The 26,311-nt window shown below is 40.3% G+C and carries 28 protein-coding genes; 15 read left to right on the forward strand and 13 right to left on the reverse strand.

Features of this window, described 5'->3' with window-relative positions:
• Positions 1 to 231 precede the first annotated feature (231 nt).
• Positions 232 to 696: a tRNA adenosine(34) deaminase TadA gene (gene tadA, locus C6N34_RS08150; protein ID WP_006276022.1), complete on the forward strand. Its 465-nt coding sequence runs from the start codon at positions 232 to 234 to the stop codon at positions 694 to 696.
• Positions 697 to 797: 101 nt separating this feature from the next.
• Positions 798 to 1,565: a lysophospholipid acyltransferase family protein gene (locus C6N34_RS08155; protein ID WP_006276023.1), complete on the forward strand. Its 768-nt coding sequence runs from the start codon at positions 798 to 800 to the stop codon at positions 1,563 to 1,565.
• On the opposite strand, the gene C6N34_RS08160 is transcribed toward C6N34_RS08155, so the two are convergent.
• Complete coding sequence (locus C6N34_RS08160; RefSeq protein WP_236107486.1) at positions 1,562 to 3,634, reverse strand: S8 family serine peptidase; 2,073 nt, start codon at positions 3,632 to 3,634, stop codon at positions 1,562 to 1,564. The genes C6N34_RS08155 and C6N34_RS08160 overlap by 4 nt on opposite strands.
• 77 nt (positions 3,635 to 3,711) lie before the next feature.
• Here C6N34_RS08160 and C6N34_RS08165 point away from each other — a divergent pair, with 77 nt between their 5' ends.
• Genes C6N34_RS08165 through grxD form a run of 3 tightly spaced genes read left to right on the forward strand, consistent with a single transcriptional unit; the run spans position 3,712 to position 4,939 of the window.
• A complete protein-coding gene (locus C6N34_RS08165) occupies positions 3,712 to 4,281 on the forward strand; it encodes a tetratricopeptide repeat protein (RefSeq protein ID WP_115539300.1) in 570 nt (189 codons plus the stop codon).
• 56 nt (positions 4,282 to 4,337) lie between these two features.
• Positions 4,338 to 4,568, forward strand: a complete 231-nt coding sequence (locus tag C6N34_RS08170) for a BolA family protein (RefSeq protein ID WP_006276026.1) — start codon at positions 4,338 to 4,340, stop codon at positions 4,566 to 4,568.
• Between the two features lie 35 nt (positions 4,569 to 4,603).
• Entirely contained in the window at positions 4,604 to 4,939 is a 336-nt protein-coding gene (gene grxD, locus C6N34_RS08175; protein ID WP_006276027.1) for a Grx4 family monothiol glutaredoxin, read from the forward strand.
• On the opposite strand, the gene C6N34_RS08180 is transcribed toward grxD, so the two are convergent.
• From C6N34_RS08180 to C6N34_RS08200, 5 genes are all read right to left on the reverse strand, one after another.
• On the reverse strand, positions 4,936 to 5,382 hold the full coding sequence (locus C6N34_RS08180; protein WP_236107488.1) for an MFS transporter: 447 nt from the start codon (positions 5,380 to 5,382) through the stop codon (positions 4,936 to 4,938). The genes grxD and C6N34_RS08180 overlap by 4 nt on opposite strands.
• Positions 5,383 to 5,429: 47 nt before the next feature.
• Positions 5,430 to 6,611: a homocitrate synthase/isopropylmalate synthase family protein gene (locus C6N34_RS08185; protein ID WP_115539301.1), complete on the reverse strand. Its 1,182-nt coding sequence runs from the start codon at positions 6,609 to 6,611 to the stop codon at positions 5,430 to 5,432.
• A gap of 11 nt (positions 6,612 to 6,622) precedes the next feature.
• Positions 6,623 to 7,489: a DEAD/DEAH box helicase family protein gene (locus C6N34_RS08190; RefSeq protein ID WP_115539302.1), complete on the reverse strand. Its 867-nt coding sequence runs from the start codon at positions 7,487 to 7,489 to the stop codon at positions 6,623 to 6,625.
• A 2-nt stretch (positions 7,490 to 7,491) separates the two neighbouring features.
• Complete coding sequence (locus tag C6N34_RS08195) at positions 7,492 to 8,445, reverse strand: DMT family transporter (protein WP_181884056.1); 954 nt, start codon at positions 8,443 to 8,445, stop codon at positions 7,492 to 7,494.
• Between the two features lie 124 nt (positions 8,446 to 8,569).
• Positions 8,570 to 8,824 (reverse strand): DUF6761 family protein, encoded by a 255-nt coding sequence (locus tag C6N34_RS08200; RefSeq protein ID WP_057177957.1) that lies wholly within the window; start codon positions 8,822 to 8,824, stop codon positions 8,570 to 8,572.
• Between the two features lie 470 nt (positions 8,825 to 9,294).
• On the opposite strand from C6N34_RS08200, the gene C6N34_RS08205 reads away from it, so the two are divergent.
• Complete coding sequence (locus C6N34_RS08205) at positions 9,295 to 10,074, forward strand: response regulator transcription factor (protein ID WP_006276033.1); 780 nt, start codon at positions 9,295 to 9,297, stop codon at positions 10,072 to 10,074.
• Between the two features lie 8 nt (positions 10,075 to 10,082).
• Here the strand turns inward: C6N34_RS08205 and C6N34_RS08210 are convergent, their stop codons facing one another.
• Together C6N34_RS08210 and C6N34_RS08215 are read right to left on the reverse strand one after the other, a co-directional pair.
• Complete coding sequence (locus C6N34_RS08210) at positions 10,083 to 10,871, reverse strand: ATP-binding cassette domain-containing protein (RefSeq protein WP_006276034.1); 789 nt, start codon at positions 10,869 to 10,871, stop codon at positions 10,083 to 10,085.
• Positions 10,872 to 10,881: 10 nt separating this feature from the next.
• Positions 10,882 to 11,421, reverse strand: coding sequence for a hypothetical protein (locus C6N34_RS08215; protein WP_006276035.1), 540 nt, complete (start codon positions 11,419 to 11,421; stop codon positions 10,882 to 10,884).
• 222 nt (positions 11,422 to 11,643) lie between these two features.
• On the opposite strand from C6N34_RS08215, the gene C6N34_RS08220 reads away from it, so the two are divergent.
• From C6N34_RS08220 to C6N34_RS08245, 6 genes are all read left to right on the forward strand, one after another.
• On the forward strand, positions 11,644 to 12,045 hold the full coding sequence (locus C6N34_RS08220) for a DUF1830 domain-containing protein (protein ID WP_006276036.1): 402 nt from the start codon (positions 11,644 to 11,646) through the stop codon (positions 12,043 to 12,045).
• A gap of 236 nt (positions 12,046 to 12,281) precedes the next feature.
• On the forward strand, positions 12,282 to 12,740 hold the full coding sequence (locus C6N34_RS08225) for a DUF4079 domain-containing protein (RefSeq protein ID WP_057177955.1): 459 nt from the start codon (positions 12,282 to 12,284) through the stop codon (positions 12,738 to 12,740).
• Between the two features lie 51 nt (positions 12,741 to 12,791).
• Entirely contained in the window at positions 12,792 to 14,387 is a 1,596-nt protein-coding gene (locus C6N34_RS08230) for a photosystem II high light acclimation radical SAM protein (protein WP_115539304.1), read from the forward strand.
• A 26-nt stretch (positions 14,388 to 14,413) separates the two neighbouring features.
• Positions 14,414 to 15,694 carry a DICT sensory domain-containing protein gene (locus C6N34_RS08235; protein ID WP_115539305.1) on the forward strand — a complete coding sequence of 427 codons (1,281 nt, stop codon included), beginning with the start codon at positions 14,414 to 14,416 and terminating at the stop codon, positions 15,692 to 15,694.
• A gap of 29 nt (positions 15,695 to 15,723) precedes the next feature.
• Positions 15,724 to 16,365, forward strand: a complete 642-nt coding sequence (locus C6N34_RS08240) for a pentapeptide repeat-containing protein (RefSeq protein ID WP_181406984.1) — start codon at positions 15,724 to 15,726, stop codon at positions 16,363 to 16,365.
• 292 nt (positions 16,366 to 16,657) lie between these two features.
• Positions 16,658 to 17,095, forward strand: coding sequence for a DUF6918 family protein (locus tag C6N34_RS08245; RefSeq protein ID WP_057177952.1), 438 nt, complete (start codon positions 16,658 to 16,660; stop codon positions 17,093 to 17,095).
• Between the two features lie 82 nt (positions 17,096 to 17,177).
• Here the strand turns inward: C6N34_RS08245 and C6N34_RS08250 are convergent, their stop codons facing one another.
• The 4 genes from C6N34_RS08250 to C6N34_RS08265 form a co-directional block, all read right to left on the reverse strand.
• A complete protein-coding gene (locus C6N34_RS08250) occupies positions 17,178 to 18,065 on the reverse strand; it encodes a DNA/RNA non-specific endonuclease (RefSeq protein WP_115539307.1) in 888 nt (295 codons plus the stop codon).
• Positions 18,066 to 18,118: 53 nt separating this feature from the next.
• Complete coding sequence (locus C6N34_RS08255) at positions 18,119 to 18,940, reverse strand: CPBP family intramembrane glutamic endopeptidase (protein WP_006276043.1); 822 nt, start codon at positions 18,938 to 18,940, stop codon at positions 18,119 to 18,121.
• 20 nt (positions 18,941 to 18,960) lie between these two features.
• Entirely contained in the window at positions 18,961 to 19,242 is a 282-nt protein-coding gene (gene clpS, locus C6N34_RS08260; protein ID WP_115539308.1) for an ATP-dependent Clp protease adapter ClpS, read from the reverse strand.
• Positions 19,243 to 19,440: 198 nt separating this feature from the next.
• Positions 19,441 to 19,632 (reverse strand): hypothetical protein, encoded by a 192-nt coding sequence (locus C6N34_RS08265; RefSeq protein WP_006276045.1) that lies wholly within the window; start codon positions 19,630 to 19,632, stop codon positions 19,441 to 19,443.
• 328 nt (positions 19,633 to 19,960) lie between these two features.
• Here C6N34_RS08265 and C6N34_RS08270 point away from each other — a divergent pair, with 328 nt between their 5' ends.
• The 3 genes from C6N34_RS08270 to C6N34_RS08280 all read left to right on the forward strand — a co-directional run bounded on the left by C6N34_RS08270 (position 19,961) and on the right by C6N34_RS08280 (position 25,667).
• Positions 19,961 to 22,567, forward strand: a complete 2,607-nt coding sequence (locus tag C6N34_RS08270) for a TIGR03960 family B12-binding radical SAM protein (protein ID WP_057177950.1) — start codon at positions 19,961 to 19,963, stop codon at positions 22,565 to 22,567.
• A gap of 312 nt (positions 22,568 to 22,879) precedes the next feature.
• Positions 22,880 to 24,976, forward strand: coding sequence for an Rne/Rng family ribonuclease (locus C6N34_RS08275; RefSeq protein WP_115539309.1), 2,097 nt, complete (start codon positions 22,880 to 22,882; stop codon positions 24,974 to 24,976).
• Between the two features lie 49 nt (positions 24,977 to 25,025).
• Positions 25,026 to 25,667 carry a ribonuclease HII gene (locus tag C6N34_RS08280; protein ID WP_006276048.1) on the forward strand — a complete coding sequence of 214 codons (642 nt, stop codon included), beginning with the start codon at positions 25,026 to 25,028 and terminating at the stop codon, positions 25,665 to 25,667.
• On the opposite strand, the gene C6N34_RS08285 is transcribed toward C6N34_RS08280, so the two are convergent.
• Positions 25,651 to 26,241 (reverse strand): DUF1997 domain-containing protein, encoded by a 591-nt coding sequence (locus C6N34_RS08285; RefSeq protein ID WP_115539310.1) that lies wholly within the window; start codon positions 26,239 to 26,241, stop codon positions 25,651 to 25,653. The two genes, C6N34_RS08280 and C6N34_RS08285, sit on opposite strands and share 17 nt — an antisense overlap.
• Positions 26,242 to 26,311 lie beyond the last annotated feature (70 nt).

Below are 26,311 nucleotides of genomic sequence, written 5' to 3' on the forward strand. Positions count from 1 at the left end.
CTTTAGCGACTTTTGCTATGGCTATTTCAGTCTATAAGTCTACCAAAGTCCGGTACTTCAATGAGAAATACTTTGGATAATCAGTTTGTTAAGTTTTACAACCATGAGAAGACACGGGTCTATTTTCCCAAGCACAAAGGTAGAATTTTGTCAACTAAACAAGGATAAGAAGTGGAAAGCAAAAATATCGAATCCGACTACCTATCACTGATCAAGTATCATCAGGGATGGATGAGTGAAGCTCTTAAACTAGCACAGATTGCGGGTGATGCGGGAGAAGTACCTGTGGGGTGTGTAATTGTGAATCCCCAGGGTAATTTAATTGGTCAGGGGGAAAACCGCAAACAACGAGATCAAGATCCTACCGCCCATGCAGAAATTATTGCCATTCGTTCAGCAGCAAGAACCTTACAAAATTGGCACTTAGATCAATGTACACTTTATGTCACCCTAGAGCCATGTCCTATGTGCGCTGGTGCTATAATTCACGCACGGTTACAGACTTTAGTCTACGCAGTGGACGATCCTAAAACTGGTGCCATTCGTACTGTTATTAACATCCCTGGTAGTCCTGCATCCAATCACCGTTTACAAGTTATTGGAGGTATGCTGGAATCAGCTTCCCGTGAAAAATTACAGTCTTGGTTTGTGGGTCAAAGATACCAAAAAAATCAAAAATCTGCTTATGAATCATAGACACAAGGTAAAACTGTCCAGATACTAAAACAAAAATTACCCAAGAAAATTTACGGTAGAAACAATCCAGTTTGCGTCGCATCCGCTAACTACTAACCACCATGAAGGAATCTCACTCTGCTTCTACCAGTTTCGCGGGTCAGTCTCCAAATATTTGCTTAGATCCTCCCTTTTCCCACACTAGGTCATGGATTTCTCCCTGGTTAACTCCCTTGGCCTATTGGTTAGGATATAATTTGGTTATACCCTCGTTTTTTGGTCGTATTGATGTTGCGGGTCAACAACATATTCCCATCAAAGGTCCAGTAATTCTAGCACCTACACACCGTTCTCGCTGGGATCCCCTGCTTTTAGCTTATGCTGCGGGGCGTTATATTACCGGACGGGATCTGAGATTTATGGTGATGAGTAGTGAATGTCGAGGGATACAAGGTTGGTTTATTCTCAGTATGGGGGGTTTTGCTGTCAATCTTCAACGTCCTGGGATTAGATCTCTACGTCATGCTGTAGATTTAATGTTAGGGGGAGAAATGTTAGTTATTTATCCCGAGGGTGGAATTTTTCGAGATGGTAAGATTCATCCCTTAAAATCCGGTATAGCTCGTTTGTCTATAAATGCTCAATCTCTAGATCCTAATTTAGACATCAAGATTATACCTGTTGCTATTAATTACGATCGACCCTACCCTAGTTGGGGAACAAAAGTCAAAATTCGTATTGGTGAACCAGTTAAAGTTACGGATTATATACATGGTTGTTTAAAACAGAATGCTAAGTATTTAACTAGGGATTTAAGAAGTAAATTACAAGAAGTTGCTGATTCCCAACCAGATTTCTCTTTAAGAGCTAATTGTTTAACCAACTCCTAATCCCCATAAGCAATCAGTAATTCCCAACCATTGAGTTTACCCATATCCTGGGGAGAACAGTCAACAACATGTAACTGCCAATTTCCCTTAGCTGATGAATTTAGCAGCTGTTTGAGAACCGGTTGGGAACTAAGTGTATAGGTTTTTTCTAAACGGGTTTGTCTTCCTAGAGTGCGACTTTGCAATAACAAAGATTGACTGTTGGGGGAAATCAAATAAATTTCTAGATCTCCCAAAAAATCATGGCTAATATTCACGGCAATTCTAATATCATTAATAATAATATTTTGAGGAACCACAATTGTAGTTCTCACTCCTTGTTTTTGCCCATCGGGAATAGTAACCTGAGTTTTATTTTCCCCCCTGATCAATTTATTGGCATTATTGGCAACCAATCCATTCCCTCTTAATTTTTGGGCTGCTCTTACTGCTTTAGCTGCATTCACCTTACCATAACCAAACCACAAGCAATGACCATTGCTATTATAAGTACCTCCCTGCAAACCCAATTGGGGATCTGGTTGTGGATCAACAATTTTATCAGTGGTTTCTTGTAAAATACGGTTGACTTGTTGAGCGGTTAAATCCGGATTGGCTGATAACATTAATGCTGCTAATCCAGCAACCACAGGGGTAGCACTGGAAGTTCCACCAAAATTATTAGTGAAGTTTCCAGGATTGTAACCCGCTTTCCCTATTTGATCTGTTGTCAACATTCCCAGGCCATCTATAGTTGTTGAAATAGTCGGTTGGGTGTAAACAAAACCACTTTCTTGAAACCACATTCCCGGAGGAGCATTATTACTAGGAGCGCAAACAGAAATATTCTCTCCCCAATTGCTGTAGGCGGCTTTTTTATTTAAACTTGTAGATGCAGAAACGGCAATTACATCGGGATGAATAGCAAAACCACTTAACCACTTGGTTTTGCCTTTTAACAGATCCTTAGGCCAATTCTTCTCGTCTATTGTACCACTAATGGGACGGTTAGCATTACCTGCTGCAAAAAGAATTACACATCCTTTTCCATTCCGTCCCTGGGTTGCAGCACGGGTAATTGCTGCTTTTTGGCGTAAAGATAAGGGAAAATAAACCGCAGATGCTCCCCAGCTACAGGAGATAACACTGGCATTGTATTTTAATGCCCAGTTGAATATGTCCTCAATTGATTCATCATCCAAATATCCAGTTGTACGAATTGGCATGAGGGCACAACCGGGGGCCACACCAACAATACCCTGTCCATTTTCTTCAGCAACTGCTAGTCCAGCACAAGCAGTACCATGACTAGTTTCTTGCTCTCCTGGTAGGGGTAAAAAGTCTTTTTCTTTCAAATCTCTGGGAGCAACAATTTTACCCACTCCTTGTAAATCTGGGTGGTTCAAATCAAAGGAGTCATCCACAACTGCGACTACCACTGAACGTATCCCACGAGTTATATCCCAAGCTTGCTCTACACAAATGTGTGAACTGATCGCCAGTTGATTTCCACCATTGTGATTGAGATACCACTGTTGAGGATAGAGGGAATCGCTGGGTCTGTAATGGGTTTCTTGTTGAATAAAAACGTTTGGTTCAGCTGCTAAGACTTCTGGTAGGGTTTGTAGTTGGTTGGCAATTTTGAGAGGATTATGTGGGGACTCTTTGCTGACTAAAAATATAAAGGTATTGGGTAAATCAGCTATGGGTTTTTCTTCAGTTAGATTAAGTGAAGAGGTTATAATAGTAATCTTATTAGTGTCTACCCAAGCGGCAAATTGAATTGTTATCTGATCACTTAAATAGACATAGCTGCTAGGGTTATCCTGTAATTGATAAACATGACTGGCAAAAACCACTCTTTGATCAGATCTAGCTTGGGACATAGCCAATTCTATCTGATTCGGTGCAACAGTGAACAATTCCAACTTCGCTCTGGGAATAGTACGCTGCCATTTTCCCCAGGAGATCCTGGATAATTCCTCTTTGCTTAGGTCAGCATGGAAACGAAGGGTAAAACGTTCCGTGGATTTTATGAGAATTAACTCTTCTCCTCCACGTTGTAAAACTACTGGTTGGTTGTTGATCATATTCTTGATCATTAAATATTTTTGATAAAGATACTGGAAACTATGCTTAACTTAGTGTGGTGGTCACTCTAGTATATATGAATCTAAAAACTATTTACTTATTGCCCATAATATTTTGTAGTCTGTCCTTACCCGCTCAATCTCAGGTAGTCCAGTCACAAAATAAACCAGTACAGACTAAACCTAATGATAAGCAACCCAGTCCAACCCCAAGCAAGAGTGAAAATACCAGTCTACTAAGTATTACAGGAGGCGATCGCCTGATGAAGGAGGGACAGGAAGCGGTGTCTGGCAAAAACTATACCCTAGCGGTGAAAAAACTCCAGGAAGCTCGTCAAATATATAATCAGCTATCTACTTTTTACCAAGATTTAAATGCCAGTTTTTCCGGGATTGACTTTAGCATCTCTGATTCCCACCGCAAAAAGGCCCTAGAAACAGCCCAAAAACGAGATGAAGCAACTTATCAGTTAGCATTGGTACATCGTTCATTAAACCAACCTGATTTGGCCATACCTCTTTTAATTCAAGTCATTAAGAGTCAAAACCCTACCTGGGAACTAGGCAAAAAGGCTTATCAACAACTGTGGGAACTAGGTTTTGTCGACACACCTTATCCTGGAAAGACGGACAATCCAGGAAAGTAGCAGATTCTGGAATAACTGATAATAATTTAAAGAAGGATGTTTTTTCAGGAATAACAATGATAACTCCCCAACAGGTTGAACAAATGATTAAAGGAGAACTACCGGATGCACAAGTGCAAGTGCAAGACCTAACCGGTGGTGGAGACCACTATCAAGTAACAGTGGTTTCATCCCAGTTTGCGGGTAAAGGACTTGTACAACAACATCGGATAGTTTATGATGCTTTAAAACAAGCTATGTCAACCGAGGCGATTCACGCTTTGGCTTTGAAAACATCTGCTCCCTAGACTATTGACAATTAACACAACAAGGAATTAAAACCATGACAGTAGAAAACCCAACAGAAATTACAGCAACAATTGATAAATTAGTCAAAGAAAACAAAATAATGGTTTTCATGAAAGGAACTAAATTAATGCCTCAATGTGGTTTCTCTAATAATGTTGTACAAATTCTCAACACTTTAGGAGTCCCCTTTGAGACCTTTGATGTTCTTTCTGACTATAACGTTCGTCAAGGTATTAAGGAATATTCAAACTGGCCCACAATTCCCCAGGTTTACATTAATGGGGAATTTGTTGGTGGGTCTGATATTTTGATTGAACTATATCAAAAAGGTGAATTACAGCAAAAAGTTGAAGTAGCATTAGCTTCTTAAATATCCTCTTTAATCCCCCTTTTTAATCTAAGGGGGAACCCGTTGGCAAAGTTTTTATTGAGCCACCAAAAACAAATTACCAACATTGTAGATATCAATAACAGACCAGCTACAGCTCTAAAGGTAATTTGTGTGCCAAAAACTAGAGCTTCAACTGGTGCATTCGTCACATCTATACTAAAACTAAGATCAGCACTGGTAATAGTCGTAAAAGAGAATATGGCTCCCACCAGGGGAACTCCTACCGTTTGTCCTAAAATCCTGGATAAGGATAACAAACCAGAAGCAATACCCAAGCTATGTGATTGAATCATCACAGGTAAAGCCAAATTGACGATATAAACATCTAGGGCAAAAATGAACACCCCAATTCCAATACCTAGAACTGTTAACCACCTGTGGGGATTTTGAACTTCTTCTTGCTGGGTGTAAATCGCTTTCATATTTTTGAGTGGGGTGTTTTTAAAAACCAAATTTTTTGTTTATTTATTTAGGGTATGTCCAGGAGTTTTTCAGATCCTTGAATTTGATAACGGTCAATAATACTTGGTAAATCCTCCTGAATATCTATGGGTGTACCTCTTTTGGCCATTTCTTTCACTGCTTGTAAGATTTTGCTGACTAAATCTTTATTTTGTGCCAAATCTTGTCTACCAATGTGAATTAAAGCCTGTTCTACAGCAGTAGATCCAGATTGCATTCCCAATGCTATACCACTTTTCATTCCTAAAGTTTGGGGATCTAAACTCTGATACAAACTCTCATCTTTTACCACTGCTTTTACGTGAACACCCGCATAATGGGTGAAGGCATTTTTACCAGTTATTGGTCGATTGGGAGGAATTACAATGTGGGCATATTTACTAACAAAATCATATAAATCTCGCAGAAAATGGAGTTGCCATTTTTTTGCTTCTCCCATGTCAACTAAGTTAACCAATAATTCTGCCAAGTCCACAATTCCCGCTCTTTCTCCCAATCCCATAACTGCTGTATCAATCATATCTACCCCCGCTCTATAAGCATCTAAAGCATTGGTTAGCGCTAGGCCCTTGTCATTATGACAATGTACTTCTATTTGCGGGTATAAACCTTGATTGGCTAGTTCTTCTTTCAAGGTTTTTACCTGCACATAAATACTACGACTAGGATCAAAAGGTGTCGTATAACCTGTTGTATCAGCTATACTAACGATGTCCGCCCCCGCTTTAATCGCTGCAGTAGCTGCTTGAACAACATTTTCCATAGATGATCTAACTGTATCCTCCGGTGTGTATCTAATTAATAAATCGGGTTTTTGGGTTTTTGCATATTCAATTACTTCTACAATCTTCTCTATTGCTGCTGATAAACAAATGTTATAGTCTTGTTTCAATCGCTTTTGCGAAACACTGAAAAACACCCCCAAAAAGTCAACTCCGCAATCAATAGCTTTTTTGACAGCATCTATTTTGCACAGCGAATGAGCACCAATTTTAGCTTTAAGACCCTCCTTAACTATTTGTTGAATAGCCCAAGCAATTTCATTATCTACTGATGGATTACCCACCTCAATCACATCTACACCTATTTCATCTAATAACCGGGCAATTACTAACTTTTTTTCCGGAGAAAAATAAACCCCTGGTGTCTGCTCACCTTCTCTTAGCGTAGAATCCAGAATTTTAATCATATTATGTTTCTTTAATTCAGAAGAAAATGTTTGACTTTTTTAGCTATCTGCTCAGGAGAATTGTAGGTTGTATCTATCACTAAATTTCTTTCAGGAGCTAATTTTTTCAATGTGGCTTTTGTGCTAAAAGGATCATAACTTTTTCGTTCTTCAATCATAATCTTTAAGCGATCGCGCAGAGCAGATGGTGAATATAGTCCCTGTTCTACCTGAGCCAAAATTGCTGCTGTCTCTTCCGATGAAAATAACTCTGATACTTCTGGTATTTCTAGATCTGCAAAGTTGTTATTTTTTCTCACTTCATGATCATGAATAATTTTCATAGGTTTAGCAACGTGATCAAATGAATCATTTCGCATCAGAAGTCTTTGTAATCGCACGTATTCAGAAGCTTCCAGTAACACAAATTTAGCCTTGGGGAGAATTTCTACGGCGTACTTTATTTCATCTTTTCCTCGCAGTCCATCAAATATTATAGGAAAGCGTACTTGTAAAGGATGGATTTGTAATTGGCTCAAAACATGAACCATTCCTCCTGGAAATAGTTGTTTATAACGATGGGTATAATAGAAACGTGCTAGACGACAGGAAGGTTTAGCTTCTTCTACTTCATCCATTTTCATGATTGTCGGAATAATAAACTGATCAGTTAAAGCACGACGATTAGGGAGTAAAGTAAATGCTAGTCCTAAATCGCATAAACTGGCATTGACTGTACTTTTGCCCACACCAGTTAATCCTACCCAAATCAATAAGGGATGCTCAACTAATGGTCGCCAACCCTGAGAAGTCGAAAACCCAATTCCAATCCCAGGAACTAGTTCTACTAGTTCCACAGAACCTGTTTGAACCGGTTGTTCTTGATCTAACTGGTGCATGTTTATTCTGCTTTTTGTAATATGAGCTGTTCAGATTTTTCGCAAGTTTTGGCAAAAAATATTCCTACCAAAACTATTACAAATGCTACTAAGTTTAAAGCACTCAAAGCCTCTGCAAAAATCAACTTAGCAAAAATTGCTGTGCAGGTTGGCTCAATCAGCAAAAAAATAGCAATGAAACTAGAGGAAAACTGCTTGAGTTGGTGAACTAAAAGACATTGTCCAAAACACTGGCAAATAATAGCAAGGGCTAAAATAATTAGCCAACTATCTAAAGAACAAGGGAAAAATTTATCCTCTGTCAACCAAACAAAGGGAATAAGAATCAAAGCACCAATGGCACATCGCCAACAAAGCAGCCTTACAGCTGAAAATTTAGAACGTAAATGCTCTAAAATCAACAAATTGAGAGCATAAAAAATTGCTGCAAGCAGACCTAAACCATCACCAATTAAATGCTCTATTCCAATTTTAAAATCTCCAATTCCAATTAAAGAGGCTCCAATTAATGCTAGAAACATACCCAATATAAACTGAGTCTGGAATCTTTGCCGAAAAAACAACCATCCCTGTAAACAGGTAAAAATAGGAGATAAATTTCGCATTAATGTGGAATTTGCAACACTGGTTTGAGTTAACGACAATGCCCAAAAAATAACAGAAGCTGTTCCTATTATTCCCACTAGTACTAGTAATAGGACTTCACTTTTTTCCGGTACTCGCTGATCATGCTGTTGCTCGGGAGATTGAATAATTGATATACTTATCCAATGCCAAACCCTTAAAACAATTGCTGCAATCCAAAGACGATTAAAAACAGTTGCTACTGGACCAATTTCTCGTTCACTCAATTTAATAAAAATAGCCGCACAGGAAAGTGCAATCAAAGCAATAAATAAGGATAAAAAACTTCCTTTAGAAGGGGGAATATATTCTTCAGTAATACTTGCTAACACCCGTTTTCTCCTTGACAGGCGATCGCCTGTTTAGTTAAGGTACCTGACACTAAAATTCCCTTTAGCTCAGTCGTGCTAAAGGGGATTAAAACAGTAGTTGAGTTATCAGTAGGAATAAAAACAGCTAGTAATAACCATGATAACGCTCAGGTTCTGGTTGCACCACCGCAAAGTTAGACCCATCATGTAAGTAGCGAATGGCCTCCTCCTCTAAGCGATGAATTAGATAGGGTTCAATAGCATTACTTTGTCGCAGAGCTGCTAGATATCCATCCAAGTACATCCGCATATCATCTTGATGGTAACCGCGATTCCATAATTCGACGAAGGCGTCCGTAAGTCTTTGGTAGTAGCGGATGGTTTGTGTGTCTTGAAGCATAACCGCTGATTTAATTTAGTGAGAATGGGAATTGTATATGATTTACAATCAAAATTGACACTCCACCATCTAAAGAGAGGCGGATTCTTTAAGACTTGCTTGAAAGGGATATTCAAGGGTCCCCCGCAGTGTTAAATAAACCCTCCAGCAGTTAACGACTTGATCATATCCTAAATTATAGTCAAGATTAAACATTTTTTCCCAGTTCCCAAAAGCAAAACTAAGATTAAAATTTCCCGCATTGCACCTAACAAATATCAGGGTGGGGATTGGTTGCAAAAGTTAAAATAAGATAAAATTAAAATTAGAATAAAATAAGATTTTGCCAAATTTCCAGGAGATTTAAATTTTTTGTGAGGTTTTGGGTGAGTAAATATAAAGATTAGGTCAACTCAAGTAACAAAAACTACAAAACATTCCGCCTGAGATTGTTAATTTGAAAATCATCGACGCTAAGGGGTCTTACAACTGTGGGATCGGTTTGTATTGAAATTATTGAGGGGAATCCTCATCTGAGATCTTTGCTGGGTTGGCACTTGCAACAGCTAGAATACAAAGTACATCAAGCCGCTAGTATCTATCAAGCAAGGGAAGTTTTTTTAACCCATCAGCCAACTTTGGTTATTCTGGATGCTGATTTGTCTGACAGTGACGGTGTGGAATTTTGCCACTGGTTACATGGTCAGGATCAACCTTTAATCCTGATGCTATCTGCTCGTAATAATGAAGCAGATATTGTAGCAGGGTTAAAAGCGGGGGCGGATGACTATTTGAGTAAACCCTTTGGTATGCAAGAATTTCTTGCACGAGTAGAATCTTTGATTCGCCGTAAACGTACGCCTACTGCACCAGCTCATTTAGATTATGGTAGTTTACAAATTGATTTAGTTCAACGCCGGGTACGTCTACAAGGGGAGTTTGTAGACTTAACACCTCAGGAGTTTAGTTTACTTTATGTTTTAGCGCAAGCTGGTGGGTCACCCTTAAGTAGATCTGAGTTGCTACGTCGTGCTTGGCCAGATGCTATTGATAATCCCCGAACTATTGATACTCATGTTTTATCATTGCGGAAAAAGGTAGAACTGGATCCGCGCCAACCTAGTTTGATCCAAACCATTCGTAATGTGGGGTATAGATTTAACATGGAAATTTTAAAGGCAACTGTTTCACCTGTTTTACCAGCTCAAACCAGGTTAACAAGGGAAAGATTTACTGATAATCGTGCTACTTTGGCTACTCAGAGGGGTTGAGGTGTGCTTTACCATTCTTCTGCTGCTGTTATGAGACTAGTTTTTAGAGCATCCCATTCCACTTGTGAGCTTGCTAGGTTGGTAACAATTTGACCTTGCTCAAGATGCAATAAACGATTACTAAACTCTTGGAAAATGTTAATTTGATAAGTGACCATCAAAACTGCGGTTTTTACATCTGGGCAAAGGTCAGAAATCCCTTCTATGATTCTTTCTAGCAACCAGGAAGTCTCAACTGGGTCTAGAGCGGAAATGGGTTGGTCTAACAACAGAATTTTGGGCCGGGTGACAAGAGCGCGCACCAGGGCTACTAATTGCTGCTGACCCAGGGAAAGCTGTAATTCTGTCATTCCCATCCAAGTTTGAGGAATTTTTAGTCGCTCTCTCCAATATCCAATTCTTTCTTCAATTTCTCCCTGAGATATATTTCTTAACAATAAAGGATATGCTAGGGATTCCCTAACTGTCATCCCCAATAGTTTAGGTTCTTGTGCTACAAGAACTACCTGTCGACGCAGTTCTACTATGGGAATTCCAGGGTATTCTTGGTTATTTAAGTAAATCTTACCACTACTAGGATCCTCTAGTCGGTTTAGTAGTCTCAGCAGTGATGTTTTTCCAGATCCCGATTTACCTACGACTATTGTGCGATCGCCTGGAAAGATTTCCCAGGAGATATTTTGCAAGATTGGATACCCCATCATGTTTTTGGGCGATGGGGCTTTCAATTTTGCCCATAAACTAACTTGCTCCAGTTTGAGCAGGGGTGATAATTTTTCGGGAGCATCTTCAAGCATTAAATCAAGGTTAAATCATAGAATTAGCTATATTAATAGTCCAAGCATCTACTAATAATAGGATAATAGTACAAATCAATAAGATTAAATACATCCAGGGTTGGGATAGGGGACGGACATCAGTGGTGTCCATACCTGTTTTTAACTGAACAAACTTCACTAGACGGTTGAATCCAGCAACGCGCATGGGTAACAAATAAGCTTTACCCTCATCCGTGAGGAAATAGTAAACCAAACCTCCCTGTCCTGTGGTGCGACATTTGAGACTTTTAATTTCAGACCAGGGTAAAGACCAGTCTTGACGTAACAGTTTAGGAACCCAAACAGGATAGGTGACTTGAATTTCTTGTTCATTGACAATTACTCTTTGAGTGAGGACTGCATATAATGCCACCAATCCAATTATTATCCCTAACCATAATAGTAGTGGTGTGACAGGTGCTTGTGTAACTTCCGCTAAAAATGGTAAAGGTAGTGTTAAGGCTATATAGAGTGTTAGAAGAGTAATCCTAATCAACGGAGAAAGGAAAAACGTGGTGCTTTCAGTCATAGACTTTCTAGGACAGAATCCAGATGTGGGATTGAGAGGGGTATTATATCTTATCATAAATCTAAAAAACCAGTGGCAAAACCGGAAGGAACCTTCCAATTTTCGATAGAAATAATGCAGAAAATTCCAGTTGGTAGTCCCAGTTACAGCAATTGGGGATCATTGAGTGCTAAAGTTAAATATGTAATGTAAAATTGCGGCGTAATAAGCTCCTCAGCAGTTATGGCTCAAATATTAGATTCTCTACCACCAGAGCAATCGGGGAAAATCCTCTGCTGCTACATCAATGCTACGAGTAAAATCCAGGTAGCTCGTATCTCTAACGTTCCTAATTGGTATTTTGAAAGAGTTATCTTTCCCGGACAGCGACTTGTATTTGAAGCTCCTAAATATGCTCAAATGGAAATTCATACGGGAATGATGGCTAGTGCAATTCTCTCCGATACTATACCCTGCGATCGCCTAAGATTGACAGAAACAGATGAAGATGAGAATGATGGAAACCAGACACTAGCAGTAGATGTTGATAACAATCGTGATATTTCTAGCGAAATTCATAAACAATTCGCATTGTTAGAAGCAAGAACACTTGCGAGTTATTCAACCTCCTACAGTAAGGATTAAAGATTATTCTGCAACTACTCCAATTGACTCAATCATGACTGAGCATGTGAATTAAACAGTTGTGCTTTTTTAACCCCCGATTAATATGTTGTGATTAGAAAAAAATATCCTTGTTAACCACAAAGGTGCTAATTTCAGCACCTTTTTTATGGAAATACACACCAAATGTTAGGATAATCGAGATTGAAACCGTAAGAAAACCATAAACTACTAAATTTTACTCAACAAGACTTAATATGCACCTACCTTCTTTTTTATGGCTATGGAGAATAGCTGCCTGGTCTATGGGTCTAGCCATTTTCGTCTATACTATTCTAGCTATTACAGCTTACTGGTTATGGCAAGTCAGAACTAATGGTAGATCTCCCTTAGGCCTAGTTGTGCCAAAAGTCAATAATTTGGTAAAAGCCTTTCATTATCTTCTTGGTATTACCCTAATATTTTTAGTATTATTACTGTTATTAATTGGTATAGTTGGTACATTAGGGCATTTTGGATCCCTAGGGCATTCTTCCCATTTATTTGCTGGATTAACCGTAGTCATACTAGTTCTGACTTCCGCTCTTAGTGCTACTCAAATTAGTCAGGGCAAATTTTGGGCCAGACCCTTACACATCACCCTCAATGCAATTTTGTTTTTCGGTTTTGCTTGGGTCTGTCTCACAGGTTGGAATGTGGTTCAAAAGTATTTATAATAGTAGATGAATTGAGTTTTTAACCTCAAAAATCCCCGATAACTTGGCAAGATGGCAGTTAAAACAACCATGATGGCAAACCGAATACTCTATGTTCGTCTTCCCTGTAACCCCATCTTTCCTATTGGGGTAGTTTACCTTTGTGATCATGTTCACAAACAATTCCCTGACATTGAACAAAGAATTTTTGACCTGGGAACAGTTCCACCCCTGGACTATGATGCTGCGCTGGATAGATGTATAGACGAATTTCAACCCACACTATTAGTTTTTTCTTGGCGAGATATTCAAATATATGCTCCCGTGGGTGGTAGAGGTGGGAACCCTTTACAAAACGCCTTTGAATTTTACTACGCTAAAAACCCCCTAATCAAACTCAGGGGGGCTTTGGGTGGGTTGCGCATCTTCATTGCCTATTATTTAGAACTGTGGCGAAACCTGGGTTTAATCCGGGGTGGGATGAAACGCGCCAAAAAATACCAGGCTCAAGCACGTGCAGTGGTTGGTGGTGGAGCAGTGAGTGTATTTTATGAACAGTTGGGAAAAAGTTTACCCAAAGGAACAATTGTTTCCGTGGGGGAAGGAGAAACCTTACTGACTAAATATCTTAAAGGAGAAGAATTCCGTGATGAACGCTGTTATGTGGTAGGGCAAAATGCTCCCCGTCAACGGTTAATTCACGAACAACCAACCCCCTTAGAAAAAACCGCTTGTAACTACGACTATATCGAGACCGTTTGGCCGGAATTCAACTATTATTTACAGGACAAAGATTTTTATATTGGAGTACAAACCAAGCGTGGTTGTCCCCATAACTGTTGCTACTGCGTATACACTGTAGTAGAAGGTAAACAAGTTCGTATTAACCCTGCTGATGAAGTGGTAGCTGAAATTAGACAGTTATATGAACGTGGGGTTCGTAACTTCTGGTTTACTGATGCTCAATTTATCCCTGCTCGTAAGTATATTGATGATGCCATAGAACTATTAGGGAAAATAGTTGATTCTGGTATGACGGATATCCATTGGGCCGCCTATATTAGAGCAGACAACTTAACACCTGAACTGTGTCAGTTGATGGCTAAAACTGGCATGAATTACTTTGAAATTGGTATTACTAGCGGTTCTCAGGAACTTGTACGCAAAATGCGTATGGGTTATAACTTGCGCACGGTTTTACAAAACTGCCGAGATCTAAAATCAGCGGGTTTTAATGATTTAGTTTCCGTCAACTACTCTTTCAATGTTATTGATGAAAGTTTTGAAACCATTCGTCAAACTATTGCCTATCATCGAGAGCTAGAAAGAATATTTGGCAGTGATAAGGTGGAACCGGCAATTTTCTTTATTGGATTGCAACCCCATACCCATCTAGAAGAATATGCGTTTAAAACTGGTGTCCTCAAACCAGGTTATAATCCTATGAGTTTAATGCCATGGACAGCTAAAAAACTTCTGTGGAACCCAGAACCACTAGGTTCCTTTTTTGGAGAAGTATGTTTACAGGCCTGGCGTCGTAATCCTAACGATTTCGGAAGAGAGGTAATGAACATCTTAGAAGAACAGTTAGGTTGTGCTGACTTGGAATCAGCATTGACAGCTCCCATGGAAAGGAATCAGCCACAACATTTGACTAGTGTATCTTAAAATCATTATCCCACCCCCCTCCTCTCATGTTAAAAGGTTCTATTCTCCAACAACTAGAAACCGTTTGTCGCCATAGTAACCGATCTATTCGCTATGGAGTGTATTATAAAAATACCTTGGTCTCTCTCTGTCACGCACTGGAAGACCATATTCTAGACAAGAGAGAGCAACCTATAGTAATTACTTGTTTTCAGCGCGGTAAATGGTATTTGCAAGAAGCCGATAGATACAGGGATATAGCTGCATGTAGTCAAGACGTCGTAATTATGGCTACTGATGATGCGGGTTTTGCAGCACATTCCACCAGTCAACTGCCAAACGTCAATTTGGTGGAGTTGAACACCACAGATCCCTTATCTCAAGAATGGCATTTAATTATTTTGGCCCCTAGCTACGCATCAATGGTTATTTGTCAAGAATTATCGGATGCGGATTATGGCATGCAGGGTTTGCCAACTTCTGACCTAGAAAGAAAGTTTTATGGAATGTGGACCTTTGAGCCAGATTTAGTCCTCAAAACTACAGAACTGGCGATCGCCCATATAGAAAATTACAATCAGGAATTGGCACACAAGCTCAATAGCCATAAACAGATAATTGAGACGCAAATGGCTTCTTCTGAGGAGGTTGAGGTAATTGTATCTCGTGTCATTGAGTACCTAAAGAGTAGTGAAAACACTGTTACATCTGCCACGGGGAAAAACTCCCTCAGTCGTAACTTAGTTTCTAATGAATTACAAGCTTTGTTACGAATGGCTGAATTGATAGAGATGAGAGATATTGAGAATCCCATGGCTGCGGTTCAGGTAGCAGGAATGGCAGAAGTTATGGCACAATTACTTGACCTTCCCCCATGGCAAATTAAAAGGTTACGTTTAGCCGCTTTACTCCATCGTATATATAACCTGAAACAAAATAAAACCAATGGGGAAGTGCAGGTGTTAGACAGGATGCCAGAATTGCAGGACATAGCTCAAATAATTATCCATCAGAATGAGTGGTGGAATGGCAATGGTGTTCCGGAGGGGTTGTCGGGGGAAGAAATACCTTTAGAGTCCAGAATTCTAGCTTTACTGATGGAATTTCAACGGGAGATTAACCAACAGCACAAAAATCCACAAAGTATGGAGGATATGTTTGCCCTCGCTTTGTCCAAATGTAAACAGCAAGAGCAGACTCGCTTTGACCCTGAACTAATAAATACCCTTAATTTATTAGTCCTAGGTTTACAACAGGGACTGGATCTACCTTGTATGACACCCAAATTTAGTAATAGTATGTGGTTAATTGATTCCCGACAGTCATGATTCAACCAATCTCAAATCTAAGAGCCAAAATGAACATAGAAACTCTAAAATCAGAAAAAACTAAACAACTACCAGGAGCAAATTTAGAAGACCAGGATCTGTCTGAATTTGACCTAACTGCTGTGAATTTAGCGGGTGCTAATTTAATGGGCGCTCATTTAGTCAGTGCTAACCTGGAGGGATCACATCTTGAGGGAGCCAACTTAATAGGTGCAAGTTTGCAAGGAGCAGATTTGCGAGCAAACCTGCTAGGGGCTAATCTGATGCAAGCAGATCTCACTGGTGCAGATCTGAGGGGAAGTAATTTACGAGGCGCAAATTTAATGGGTGCTACAGTTGCGGGAGCATCTTTAACCGCAGCTTTTCTCAGCGGTGCTAACCTGATGAGTGTTAACTTCCAGGGGGTTGACCTCCGGGGTGCTGATCTACGAGGTGCTAATCTTACCGGAGCAAACCTTAAAGGTGCTGATTTGAGTCGTGCAGACCTACAAGGAGCATTATTAAATCAAGCGAATCTAGAAGAGTCTGATTTAAGAGGAGCCAATCTAGCCGGAGCAAATTTGGCCGGAGCTAATTTGCTTTGTGCTGAGCTAGAAGCAGCTAGCCTAAATGGAGCTAATTTATATCAAGCTTGTTTATTGGGTACAATTCTAGAAACTTATCATGATTAACAAGTGTCAATAGAATTCCCCGGATTTATCGGGGGTTTCACCATTATATTAAAAACATAGGATAAGATATGAGTAACTTTGCGGAATGGTTGACCGTTTTTGCATACTTGGGATTTGCCCTATTTATTATTTGGGCTATTTTTAAAAAATAGAATTATTTATTGTTTGTTTTGATTATTTGGCAAGTTTTTAAAAACCAAAATAACAGTCCTGATTCTGTTGTTTATCACTTGCTAAATGGGTTGTGCTACATATAAACTACTTCAAGAGATTCTTGGAAGGAAAAATAAACATGGCTCTGATTGATGGTCTAAAAAATGATGATAAAAGACAAATGCTGGTAGCTGATTGCATGAACCTATTGGAAACACGAGTTGCCAATATTGGAGGTATTTCTGGCATTGCTATTAAAGCTGGCTATGCTACTATTAAGGGAATAAGTCCCAAGTATTGTGCTGGGGCGGTTGAACGTCTTTTACCAGAGTCTTTTGCTGCACTTGAACCATTATGGAATGAGGGATTAGAAGCGGGAGACGCGGTAACCCACCTCACCCAAAATCGCTCTCGTACAGCAGATGCGATATTTAGTGTTACTGATATTCGCATTGAAAAAAGCACTAATTCCACCATCAAGGGTGTTTATGGCAAACTACGAGTACCAGTCAAAAAGCATGTGGAAGAAGTAGTACCTGATTTAGCCCAGATTCTTGACAAGTACGCTAAAAATTAGAACTGGAGATTTTATAGGATGGGTTAGGGGTGGCGTAACCCAACCCACGTTCATCTTATATTTTTTAATTCCAACCACCCACTTACAGGTTATCAACTTGGCTTTCAATTACCTTCTGAATATTGGGAGAAACAGTAGACAGAAAATCATATCCTGTTAATTCTTCTAACTTGTCAACACTGGTTCTAAAGAGTCTCCAATTGTTATCCAGTTGTTCATCATTGGGAATATTGACAGCAATCACACGAGTGTTGACATTCACATCTTGCAGTCCCAAACCAGGGCCATCTAAAACCACAATAATCTTCCAGGTGTATTGGGGAATTGTCACCAAATTTTTCAGTTTACCTTTGTCACCAGTCCCACCAGCAATAATATAAAGTTGCTTTCCTTCCTCAGCTAATTTCATACTATAGTCCTCTAAATTACCCCAGGTATTACGATTGTTGTCGGGTGTTTGAGGAATAATATTAGTCATTAAAAAAGTGGCTGAATTGTCTTCCACACTCTGGGTTCTGTCTGCTGATCTGGCAATGTGACCTCTATCGTATCCTGAACTATTGTAAACACTTGGTTTTATACGTGGCCAACTATCAGGTAGGGTGTCATCCGGTCTAAAATTGTCTTGGCGTTTAGCATCTCCTAACCAGGATTTATCAAGTTGCCAAGCAACCCAGTTAGCACTACCATGACTCCGATTGTAGGACAATGCATATTGAGGTTTTATCATTAGGTAATTATCTGGATTGTCAAGACTGGATGTGGCATTACTGGGATTACCTAATAATAGGTGAGTAGATTTCCCAATGTTTTGTACTGTATCTGGTTTCGGTGGTAGTGATATTGCCTTTGCTGGTAGAAACGAGGTTAGTACAATCAGTGTCAAGTTAATAAATAGACAAAAAGCCGCAAAAATAATACGGTTTAGTGTGGACATTGATAGAAAATATATTTTTTTCAATTCTTTCATGGTTTATAACCATTCCATTAAGAGATTATAACAAGATGACAAGAGCATTTACTCTATCTTAATCGCATTTGATATGCCAACAGAGCCATACCTAACATTCCCACAATACCTTGAAAGGGATTATTATTAACACCTGTTACCCAATCGGGAACTACTCCTGAAGGTTGAACCAGTCCCCCCACATTAATAATATAGTATCCCCAGACCAGTCCACCATGTAAACCCATAGGTAAACCTAATCTTCCTCTTTTCTTATGCTTTCCCCACACTTGAGTTAAGCCTAGTAATACTAAAGCTGGAAATTGCGGTAAGGTACTAACAATAGCTGATATTGGTCGAATGAAATGGGCAACTGCGAATAAAATGGCATTTATTGCCGTGGATAAACGGGGATCATAATCTCGGTTCAGCTCATCTAGCAACCAACCACGAAATAATAATTCTTCTGCAAAACCAATACCACCAGCAACTAGTAAGCCTTCTAAAACGATTTGAACTATAAATGCTTTTGGTGGTTGCCATAGGATCCAACCCAATAAACCTTGTACTCCAAATAATAGTATAATACTCAATACTCCTAGACTTAAACCCTGGCAGAAATCTACACCATTTAAGCTAGACAGTTCTAAACCATAGTCAGTTAGTATTTTGTCTCTTTGATAAATTTTTTTCCCCCACAACCTCACCAAGAAAATAAACTCTCCATACAGCAAGACCATGGTGAAAATGCTTTCTAAGTTGCCATCCTCCACCAATAAGTATATGGGTATGGCAAAAGGCAACCATAATACTAACAAACACAAAATAAAACAACCCACCCTCTGTGGAGCAGGTCTTTGGGAAATCCACAAAGCTATTTTGCTAGGTCTAAACATTTTAATATTATTTTCTATCACTAATCATCGGGTTCAATGGTGCTAGTAAGACCATAATTATTTAAACTTTCACAATAAAATTCAGCATGCTCCAAAGCGCAGCTTATAACTAAAGCTAAACCATGACTATGGGCTTCCATCATAATGGAAATAGCTTGAGGTTGGGTAAGACTAGGTATGGTGGAAAGGAGTACCTGAACGACATACTCCATGGAATTATAGTCGTCATTGTGCAGCAAAACGCGATAACGGGGCGCCAGCTTGCGGGTTGTGGAGGGTTTTTCAATGGTTTCGACTGACACTGCTCTTGAATGATTGTGGATTTACTACATTTGGAAGTTTGGGTTTGCTCCCACTACCCATTATATTCTATTATATTCCACAATTTTGGCGATCGCGTTTATGGGAAGTGGAGAGGGAAGAATTCAGGATAGCTCCACTTACCATAAGTATTACGGGCGATCGCATTTTTAGTGTTATATAGTCTAGGCGTAAAAAGTCTAGTATGGAACCACCTGAACTCTACCTGCATCCATTTCTGCCATTAATAGCTCTAGAGCTTCGTAGTCAACGTCTGAAATATAACCTAATTGAGTGAGTTCCGAATTAATCTGATTCTCAATTTCCAGTGTCAGCTTTTTTGTTTCCAGAGCCTTTTCCACAAGCTGACGTATTGCGTATTTTGTGTTCATAGCTAACTAACTAGTTGTAATTATTACTCATTAACTGAAATTAAAACACTCGTTCACACTCCTAGAGCTGGAGATTGGTTTGTAGTTGGCGAATAAAAAAGAGCGGACATATTTAGATAGAGGTGAATTTTAGCATATAAAAAAATAATTAACTAAAATTCCAACTTTTTTTAATATTTTTTTTGCTTATTGATTTTCTTTTCCCATATAGCTGGAATTTGGTAAAATGGAGGTGTAGAATTGTAAGAAGTATTTGACCGAAAAAAGTTCCCTTTGTTAAGATGATGGACAATAGCTACTAATTAACTCCAAAATAATAAATCGTAAAGTGACTGTTTCAGTAAAAGAACTAATAACACCGGACATTTTAAAACCAGCACGCTACTTAGGGAATGAGTACTTAGCAACACATAAACCCTGGGAACAGGCTAGAGTGAGATGGGTTTTAAGCTACCCAGAAGTGTATGAGGTAGGAGCTTCCAACCTAGGACACGTTATCCTATATAACATCCTCAATGCCCAGCGGAATCAACTGTGTGACCGATCTTACCTCCCCGCGCCCGATCTAGGTGCAAAATTGCGTCAAACCCAAACACCCCTGTTTGCAGTAGAGTCAAAACGCCAGTTAAAAGACTTCGATATTATCGGATTTAGCCTCAGCTATGAACTGGGGGCGACAAATATCCTGGAAATGTTAGATTTAGCGGGAATACCGCTCATGCGGGAACAAAGGGGAGGGGAATACCCCTTAATCTTTGCTGGTGGACAAACAGCAACGTCAAACCCCGAACCTTACACTGACTTTTTTGATTTTATCGCACTGGGTGATGGAGAGGAACTACTACCAGAAATTGGACTGGTGATAGAAGAGGGTAAAGCAGGGGGTCTAAGTCGAGAAGAATTGCTGTGGGATTTAGCACAAATTCCAGGTGTGTATGTGCCACAGTTTTACGAAATGACAAATGGTCAAATAAGAGCTTTGCGACCGGATGTACCGCAAAGAATTATTAGAAGAGTAGCAGTGCCCATACCTGCTTACTCTATAGGTCTAGTGCCATATATGGAAACAGTGCATGATCGGTTAACAATAGAAATTAGAAGAGGTTGTACCCGTGGTTGTAGATTTTGTCAACCAGGGATGTTGACAAGGCCAGCCAGGGATGTGGAGCCAGAAAAAGTGGTAGAAGCCATAGTTGATGGAATGCACAAAACAGGCTATAATGAGTTCTCACTATTATCTTTAAGTTGTTCCGATTATTTATCTCTACCTGCAGTGGGGATGGAAATCAAAAACCGTCTAAAGAATGAAAATATTACCCTGTCTTTACCTTCCCAAAGAGTGGATAGATTCGATGAAAATATTGCTAACATATTAGGAGGGACAAGACAAGGGAGCTTGACCTTCGCACCGGAGGCGGGTAGTCAACGGATGCGCGATATTATTAACAAAGGTCTGACCAACGAAGAGTTATTGCGGGGCATAAAAACAGCTTGGGAAAAAGGTTGGGATAAAATTAAGTTGTACTTTATGATTGGACTGCCAGGGGAAACGGATGCGGATATCCTGGCCATAGCAGAAACCGTCAGATGGTTACAACGAGAATGTCGCGCTCAGGATAGAAGGTCTATCAACTTTAACCTGACAGTCTCTAATTTTACCCCTAAACCTCACACACCTTTTCAGTGGCATTCTGTTTCCACATCAGAATTTGTCCGCAAGCAAAACCTACTCAAACAAGAATTTCGCCGAACCAGGAATGTAAAGGTAAATTTTACCGATGTTCGTCTTTCTGCAATGGAAGACTTTATTGGTAGGGGAGATCGGACTTTAGGGAAGGTTCTCAAACGAGCATGGGAATTGGGTGCAGGAATGGACTCCTGGTATGACAGCGTGGAAACTGCTTTTCGAGCTTGGGGAGAAGCTATCTCTCAAGCAGGACTAAACTGGAAATACCGCCAGGTAGAAAATGGTGAATGGAATGTAATGGAAATGGGAGATGACAATCTCATTAACTTCGATTCCCTGCTGGAAGCAGCTTTACCATGGGATCATATAGATACCGGGATTGATAAAAGGTGGTTACAGGAAGATCTTAAACGGGCTTTAGCTGCGGCGATCGTTCCCGATTGTTCTTTTGAGGGTTGTTCCCATTGCGGTGTCTGTAGCACAGATTTCGGTCACAATGTGGTAATTGAACCCCACCCCATACCAGAGTTCGCAGGCGATTTTGTTCCTAATACCACCAGGGTGCAAAGGTTAAGAGTGTGGTTCGGTAAACAAGATGATATGGCTTTGGTCGGTCACTTGGATTTGATGCGGTTATTTGATAGGGTAATTAGAAGAGCGGGTTTACCAATTGCTTTTACTGGAGGATTTCATCCCCACCCCCGCATTGCTCTAGCAAGTGCTTTGTCTTTGGGTAGCACCAGCAGTGGGGAAATTTTGGACCTGGAATTAACCCAATCCATGAATTTAGAAGACTTTCGTCACCAATTGGTACGCCAACTTCCCTCCAATATCCCCCTATATCAAGTCCAAGAAATAGACTTGTCATCACCTGCTGCTAATCAATCTATGGTAGCAGCTGAATACCTGCTCACCATTTCTACTTCAGAACTGATTGACGCACAAATATGGCAAAATTGGATAGAATCCATACTAGCTAGAAGAGAGATTTTGTCAGAACATCGGACAAAGTCCGGGAAGCAGCAAATCATAAATCTGCGCGATCGCCTGTTTGAGTTAAGTCTAGTCAAATTAGAAAACTCATCAGTGGAATCTGAAGCCATAGTGCGTTATTTGGGTAGCTGTCGTCATGATGGTGTGATCTTGCGTCCTGAGCAAATATTGTTTATGCTGGAGATGGTAACCAGTGTAAAATTTCAACTTTTGCATATCCACCGCAATCGGATAGTTTTGGGAACCGCAAATTAGGTCCAGTTACATCAGTGAATTTATTAAGTCAGAGAGTGTCAACAGAAAATAGGGTGGAAAACCCAGTTTGTTGAGCAGGACTTTTTGATAGAATGCTCCTAGATTGGTAGACCCAAGGTCTCCAAACTCTTAGCAATGATCAAGCGTGTGCAACGCAATTACAAAAGGCCATGGGCTTCCTGGTTTGTGAAGCCGTGTCCGTGAGGAAATTTTTATTACCAGTAGCAGTCCTAGGGCTACCAGTAGGGGCTAGAGGTATAAAATAAGCTCCTCCTAATCCCCATTGGTGCTGCCAATTTTTGAGGAACTTGAATGCCAAAACAAATTATTATCGCAGAACAGCATCAAATTGCTGCCGTATTTTCCGAAGATCAAATACAAGAACTAGTTGTAGCAACTGGTCATCACCAGATTGGTGATATCTATTTAGGGGTTGTGGAGAATGTATTACCGGGTATAGACGCAGCTTTTGTGAATATCGGTGATCCAGAACGTAACGGATTTATCCATGTGACCGATCTAGGTCCATTAAAGATTAAACGTAGTTCCGCAGCAATTACGGAGTTACTGACACCACAACAGAAAGTGTTAGTACAAGTAATGAAGGAACCTACAGGAACAAAAGGTCCCAGACTAACCGGTAATATTACTATGCCGGGACGTTATGTAGTTCTCATGCCCTATGGAAAGGGTGTAAACCTATCCAGACGGATTAAGAGCGAAAGTGAACGGAACCGTCTTCGCGCTCTAGCTATACTCATCAAACCTGCTGGTATGGGCATATTAGTGCGAACAGAGGCAGAAGGTAAACCAGAGGAAGCTATAATTGAAGACTTAGAATTGCTACAAAAGCAATGGGAAGTCATTCAGCAGGAAGCAGCATCCACGAGAGCGCCATCTTTATTAAATCGAGATGACGACTTCATTCAGAGGGTACTGCGGGATATGTATGGTGCGGACGTAAACCGTATTGTAGTGGATTCCAGTACAGGGTTAAGAAGAGTTAAACAATATTTACAAAATTGGAGTGGAGGACAGACACCCCAGGGTGTACTACTGGATCATCATCGTGACAGGTCACCGATTTTAGAATATTTTCGCATTAATGCTGCTATTAGAGAAGCATTACGTCCTAGGGTAGATTTGCCCTCTGGGGGTTACATTATCATTGAACCGACGGAAGCACTAACAGTAATTGATGTGAACTCGGGTTCTTTTACCCGCTCTGCAACAGCTAGAGAAACCGTGCTGTGGACAAACTGCGAAGCAGCAACGGAAATAGCGCGTCAACTGAGACTGAGAAATATTGCTGGCGTAATTGTAGTAGATTTCATCGACATGGAATCAAGACGCGACCAACTGCAAGTTTTAGAGCACTTTAATAAGACCCTGAAAGCAGATAAAGCTCGTCCTCAAATTGCCCAACTAACAGAATTAGGTCTAGTAGAACTGACGCGTAAACGTCAAGGTCAAAATATTTATGAACTGTTTGGTGAAAGCTGTCCCACTTGTGGTGGTTTAGGACACATCGTCCATCTACCAGGGGAGGTAGAAAACCGCATGCCCATACCCGCTGCGGAAGCGCCAGAAAAGTTTACCCCAGCCCAACCTAGGGAAATTAGAACCCCAGTAGTGCGTGCCCCAGAAATTAGAGAAAATCGGGAGATATTTGATAGCTTTGGTGAAGCGTTTGACACCGATTCTGAAGTTGGTAATCTAGTCAACCATCCCAGCTATCAAGAGTTGGGAGATCACAAACGTCGTACTCGCACCCGTCGCAGTCGCATTGGTGGTGCTAACCTCAAAGAGGAAAGCAGACCAGAGGTTTCTGGATTTGGTGGCGAGATGGATTTGGAAGCTGACACAGAAATCACTCCCATGGTCGACATACCCTCCCTGCTATCAGAAAGTCTGTTGGTAAAAGAATCTCCCAACGCACCAAGCTTTGGTAGGGTGGGATGGACTGAAAGACCAGAGAGAACTAAAGTCAAAATAGAACCAATTAAACCAGTGATAGAGCCACCCCGAATCGTTGAGGTGGAAATGACGAACCAGGAACAGGATATGTTTGCCTTGATGGGAATTTCTCCCGGTGTTAAATTAGAGACGGAGGCAAAAACTCCCAAGTCAGTAATTTATAATATTATGCAACCAGGGGAAATTACATCTGATGCAGGTGAGTTTAATATGGATTCTATGCTTGAGGAAAAGCCTAAATTGGAATTTCCTAAGGTCAAACTTCCTACATCAAAAATCCCTTTAGAGGAATTTTCTCGCCCCCAAATGGCAATTGAGTCCCCCACGGAGGAATTATTGGGCAATATAGGTTTTGAACCTCTATCAGAGGACGAAGAATCTAACTATTCTCCTACCCGTCGTCGTCGTCGTCGTCCCTCCGCTCAAGAGTAAATCCCCTGTTCATTTTCAAACTCCTTGTTTATCCTAGATTCTGGTTTTTATGGAATCAAATTGGCAGGAATTGTCTGACCACTGGAACCAGGAAGGGTGGATTGCTGGTGTGGATGAGGTGGGGCGCGGAGCTTTATTTGGGCCCGTAGTCGCTGCTGCAGTTATCTTGCCAAACTCCGCTTTATCAATACTGGTTGAATCTAAAATTAAGGATAGTAAGCAGCTATCTGTTTCTCGTAGACATTACCTAGCACAGCAAGTCGCCCAATTAGCTGTGGAATGGAAAATCGGTTATGCTACCACTGCGGAAATTGATAGGTTAAATATTTTGCAAGCTACTCTGTTGGCAATGAAACGGGCTGTCCTCAAACTCAAGTCCCAGCCCTCTCTTTGTCTTGTGGATGGTAATCAATTTATTCGTGATTTACTAATAGAGCAGCAAACTATTATACAGGGTGACAGGCGATCGCTCAACATAGCAGCTGCCAGTATTATGGCTAAAGTGTGGCGGGATGATTTAGTGGTGCGATTAGGCAAGAAGTATGATATGTATGATTTACACCGTAATAAGGGGTATGGGAGTAGGAAACACTTATTAGCTTTACAAAAGTATGGGCCGTCTCCCCTGCATCGACGGAGTTTTAGTCCCTGTCAGGTGAGGGGAGATATCAACTTTAAAAGTCAACTTTGAGGATAGAGATATCGGTGTTATCATTAGTTGTCTGATTGATTTCCATTTGTGAACTTACCCAGGAACGGTAATCAGCAAGAAGATGGTGGGATATTCGTTGTTTAATTGTGAGTAGAACACTCTTGAGCAGACCATTACCAGAGGTTTCCAAAATCGCCTTGGGAGTTAGGGAAAAGGGGTAAGGAATATCCACCAAAACTTCTAGATCCGCTTTACCTTCTAATCGGGTATGATCAGCATCATGGTGAGGGGAGAGATACCCCTTTAAATTCAGAGCAAACCGCTGGTTAACATATTCAAAACCCCGGATTTCACATCCTTGTGAACATAGATATATGGTTCCGTTGGCATCCGCCCAAACTCTCATATCTACTATAGGTTGGATATTTAATGACATGAAAGTTAAAGGACGCATTTTAAGACGAAACACTTCTTCGGAGATATGTTGAACTCTACTGTTATCAACCATAGTATTGACTAAGCGATGGGGCTGACGTAAGTAGTGCTGAATGGGGATGGACTGTTTAGGAACAGCAATTGTAACCGATTGGGAAGCAGTGAACTTAGTAGCCATAGATTAAGGCGATATTTACAAATATTCACAATTGTAACGTTTTTTGGTAGGGGAGGATAGGTGGATATCA

Origin of the sequence: Cylindrospermopsis raciborskii Cr2010, from assembly GCF_003367075.2 — a bacterium.
GTDB classification, from domain to species: Bacteria; Cyanobacteriota; Cyanobacteriia; order Cyanobacteriales; family Nostocaceae; genus Raphidiopsis; species Raphidiopsis raciborskii.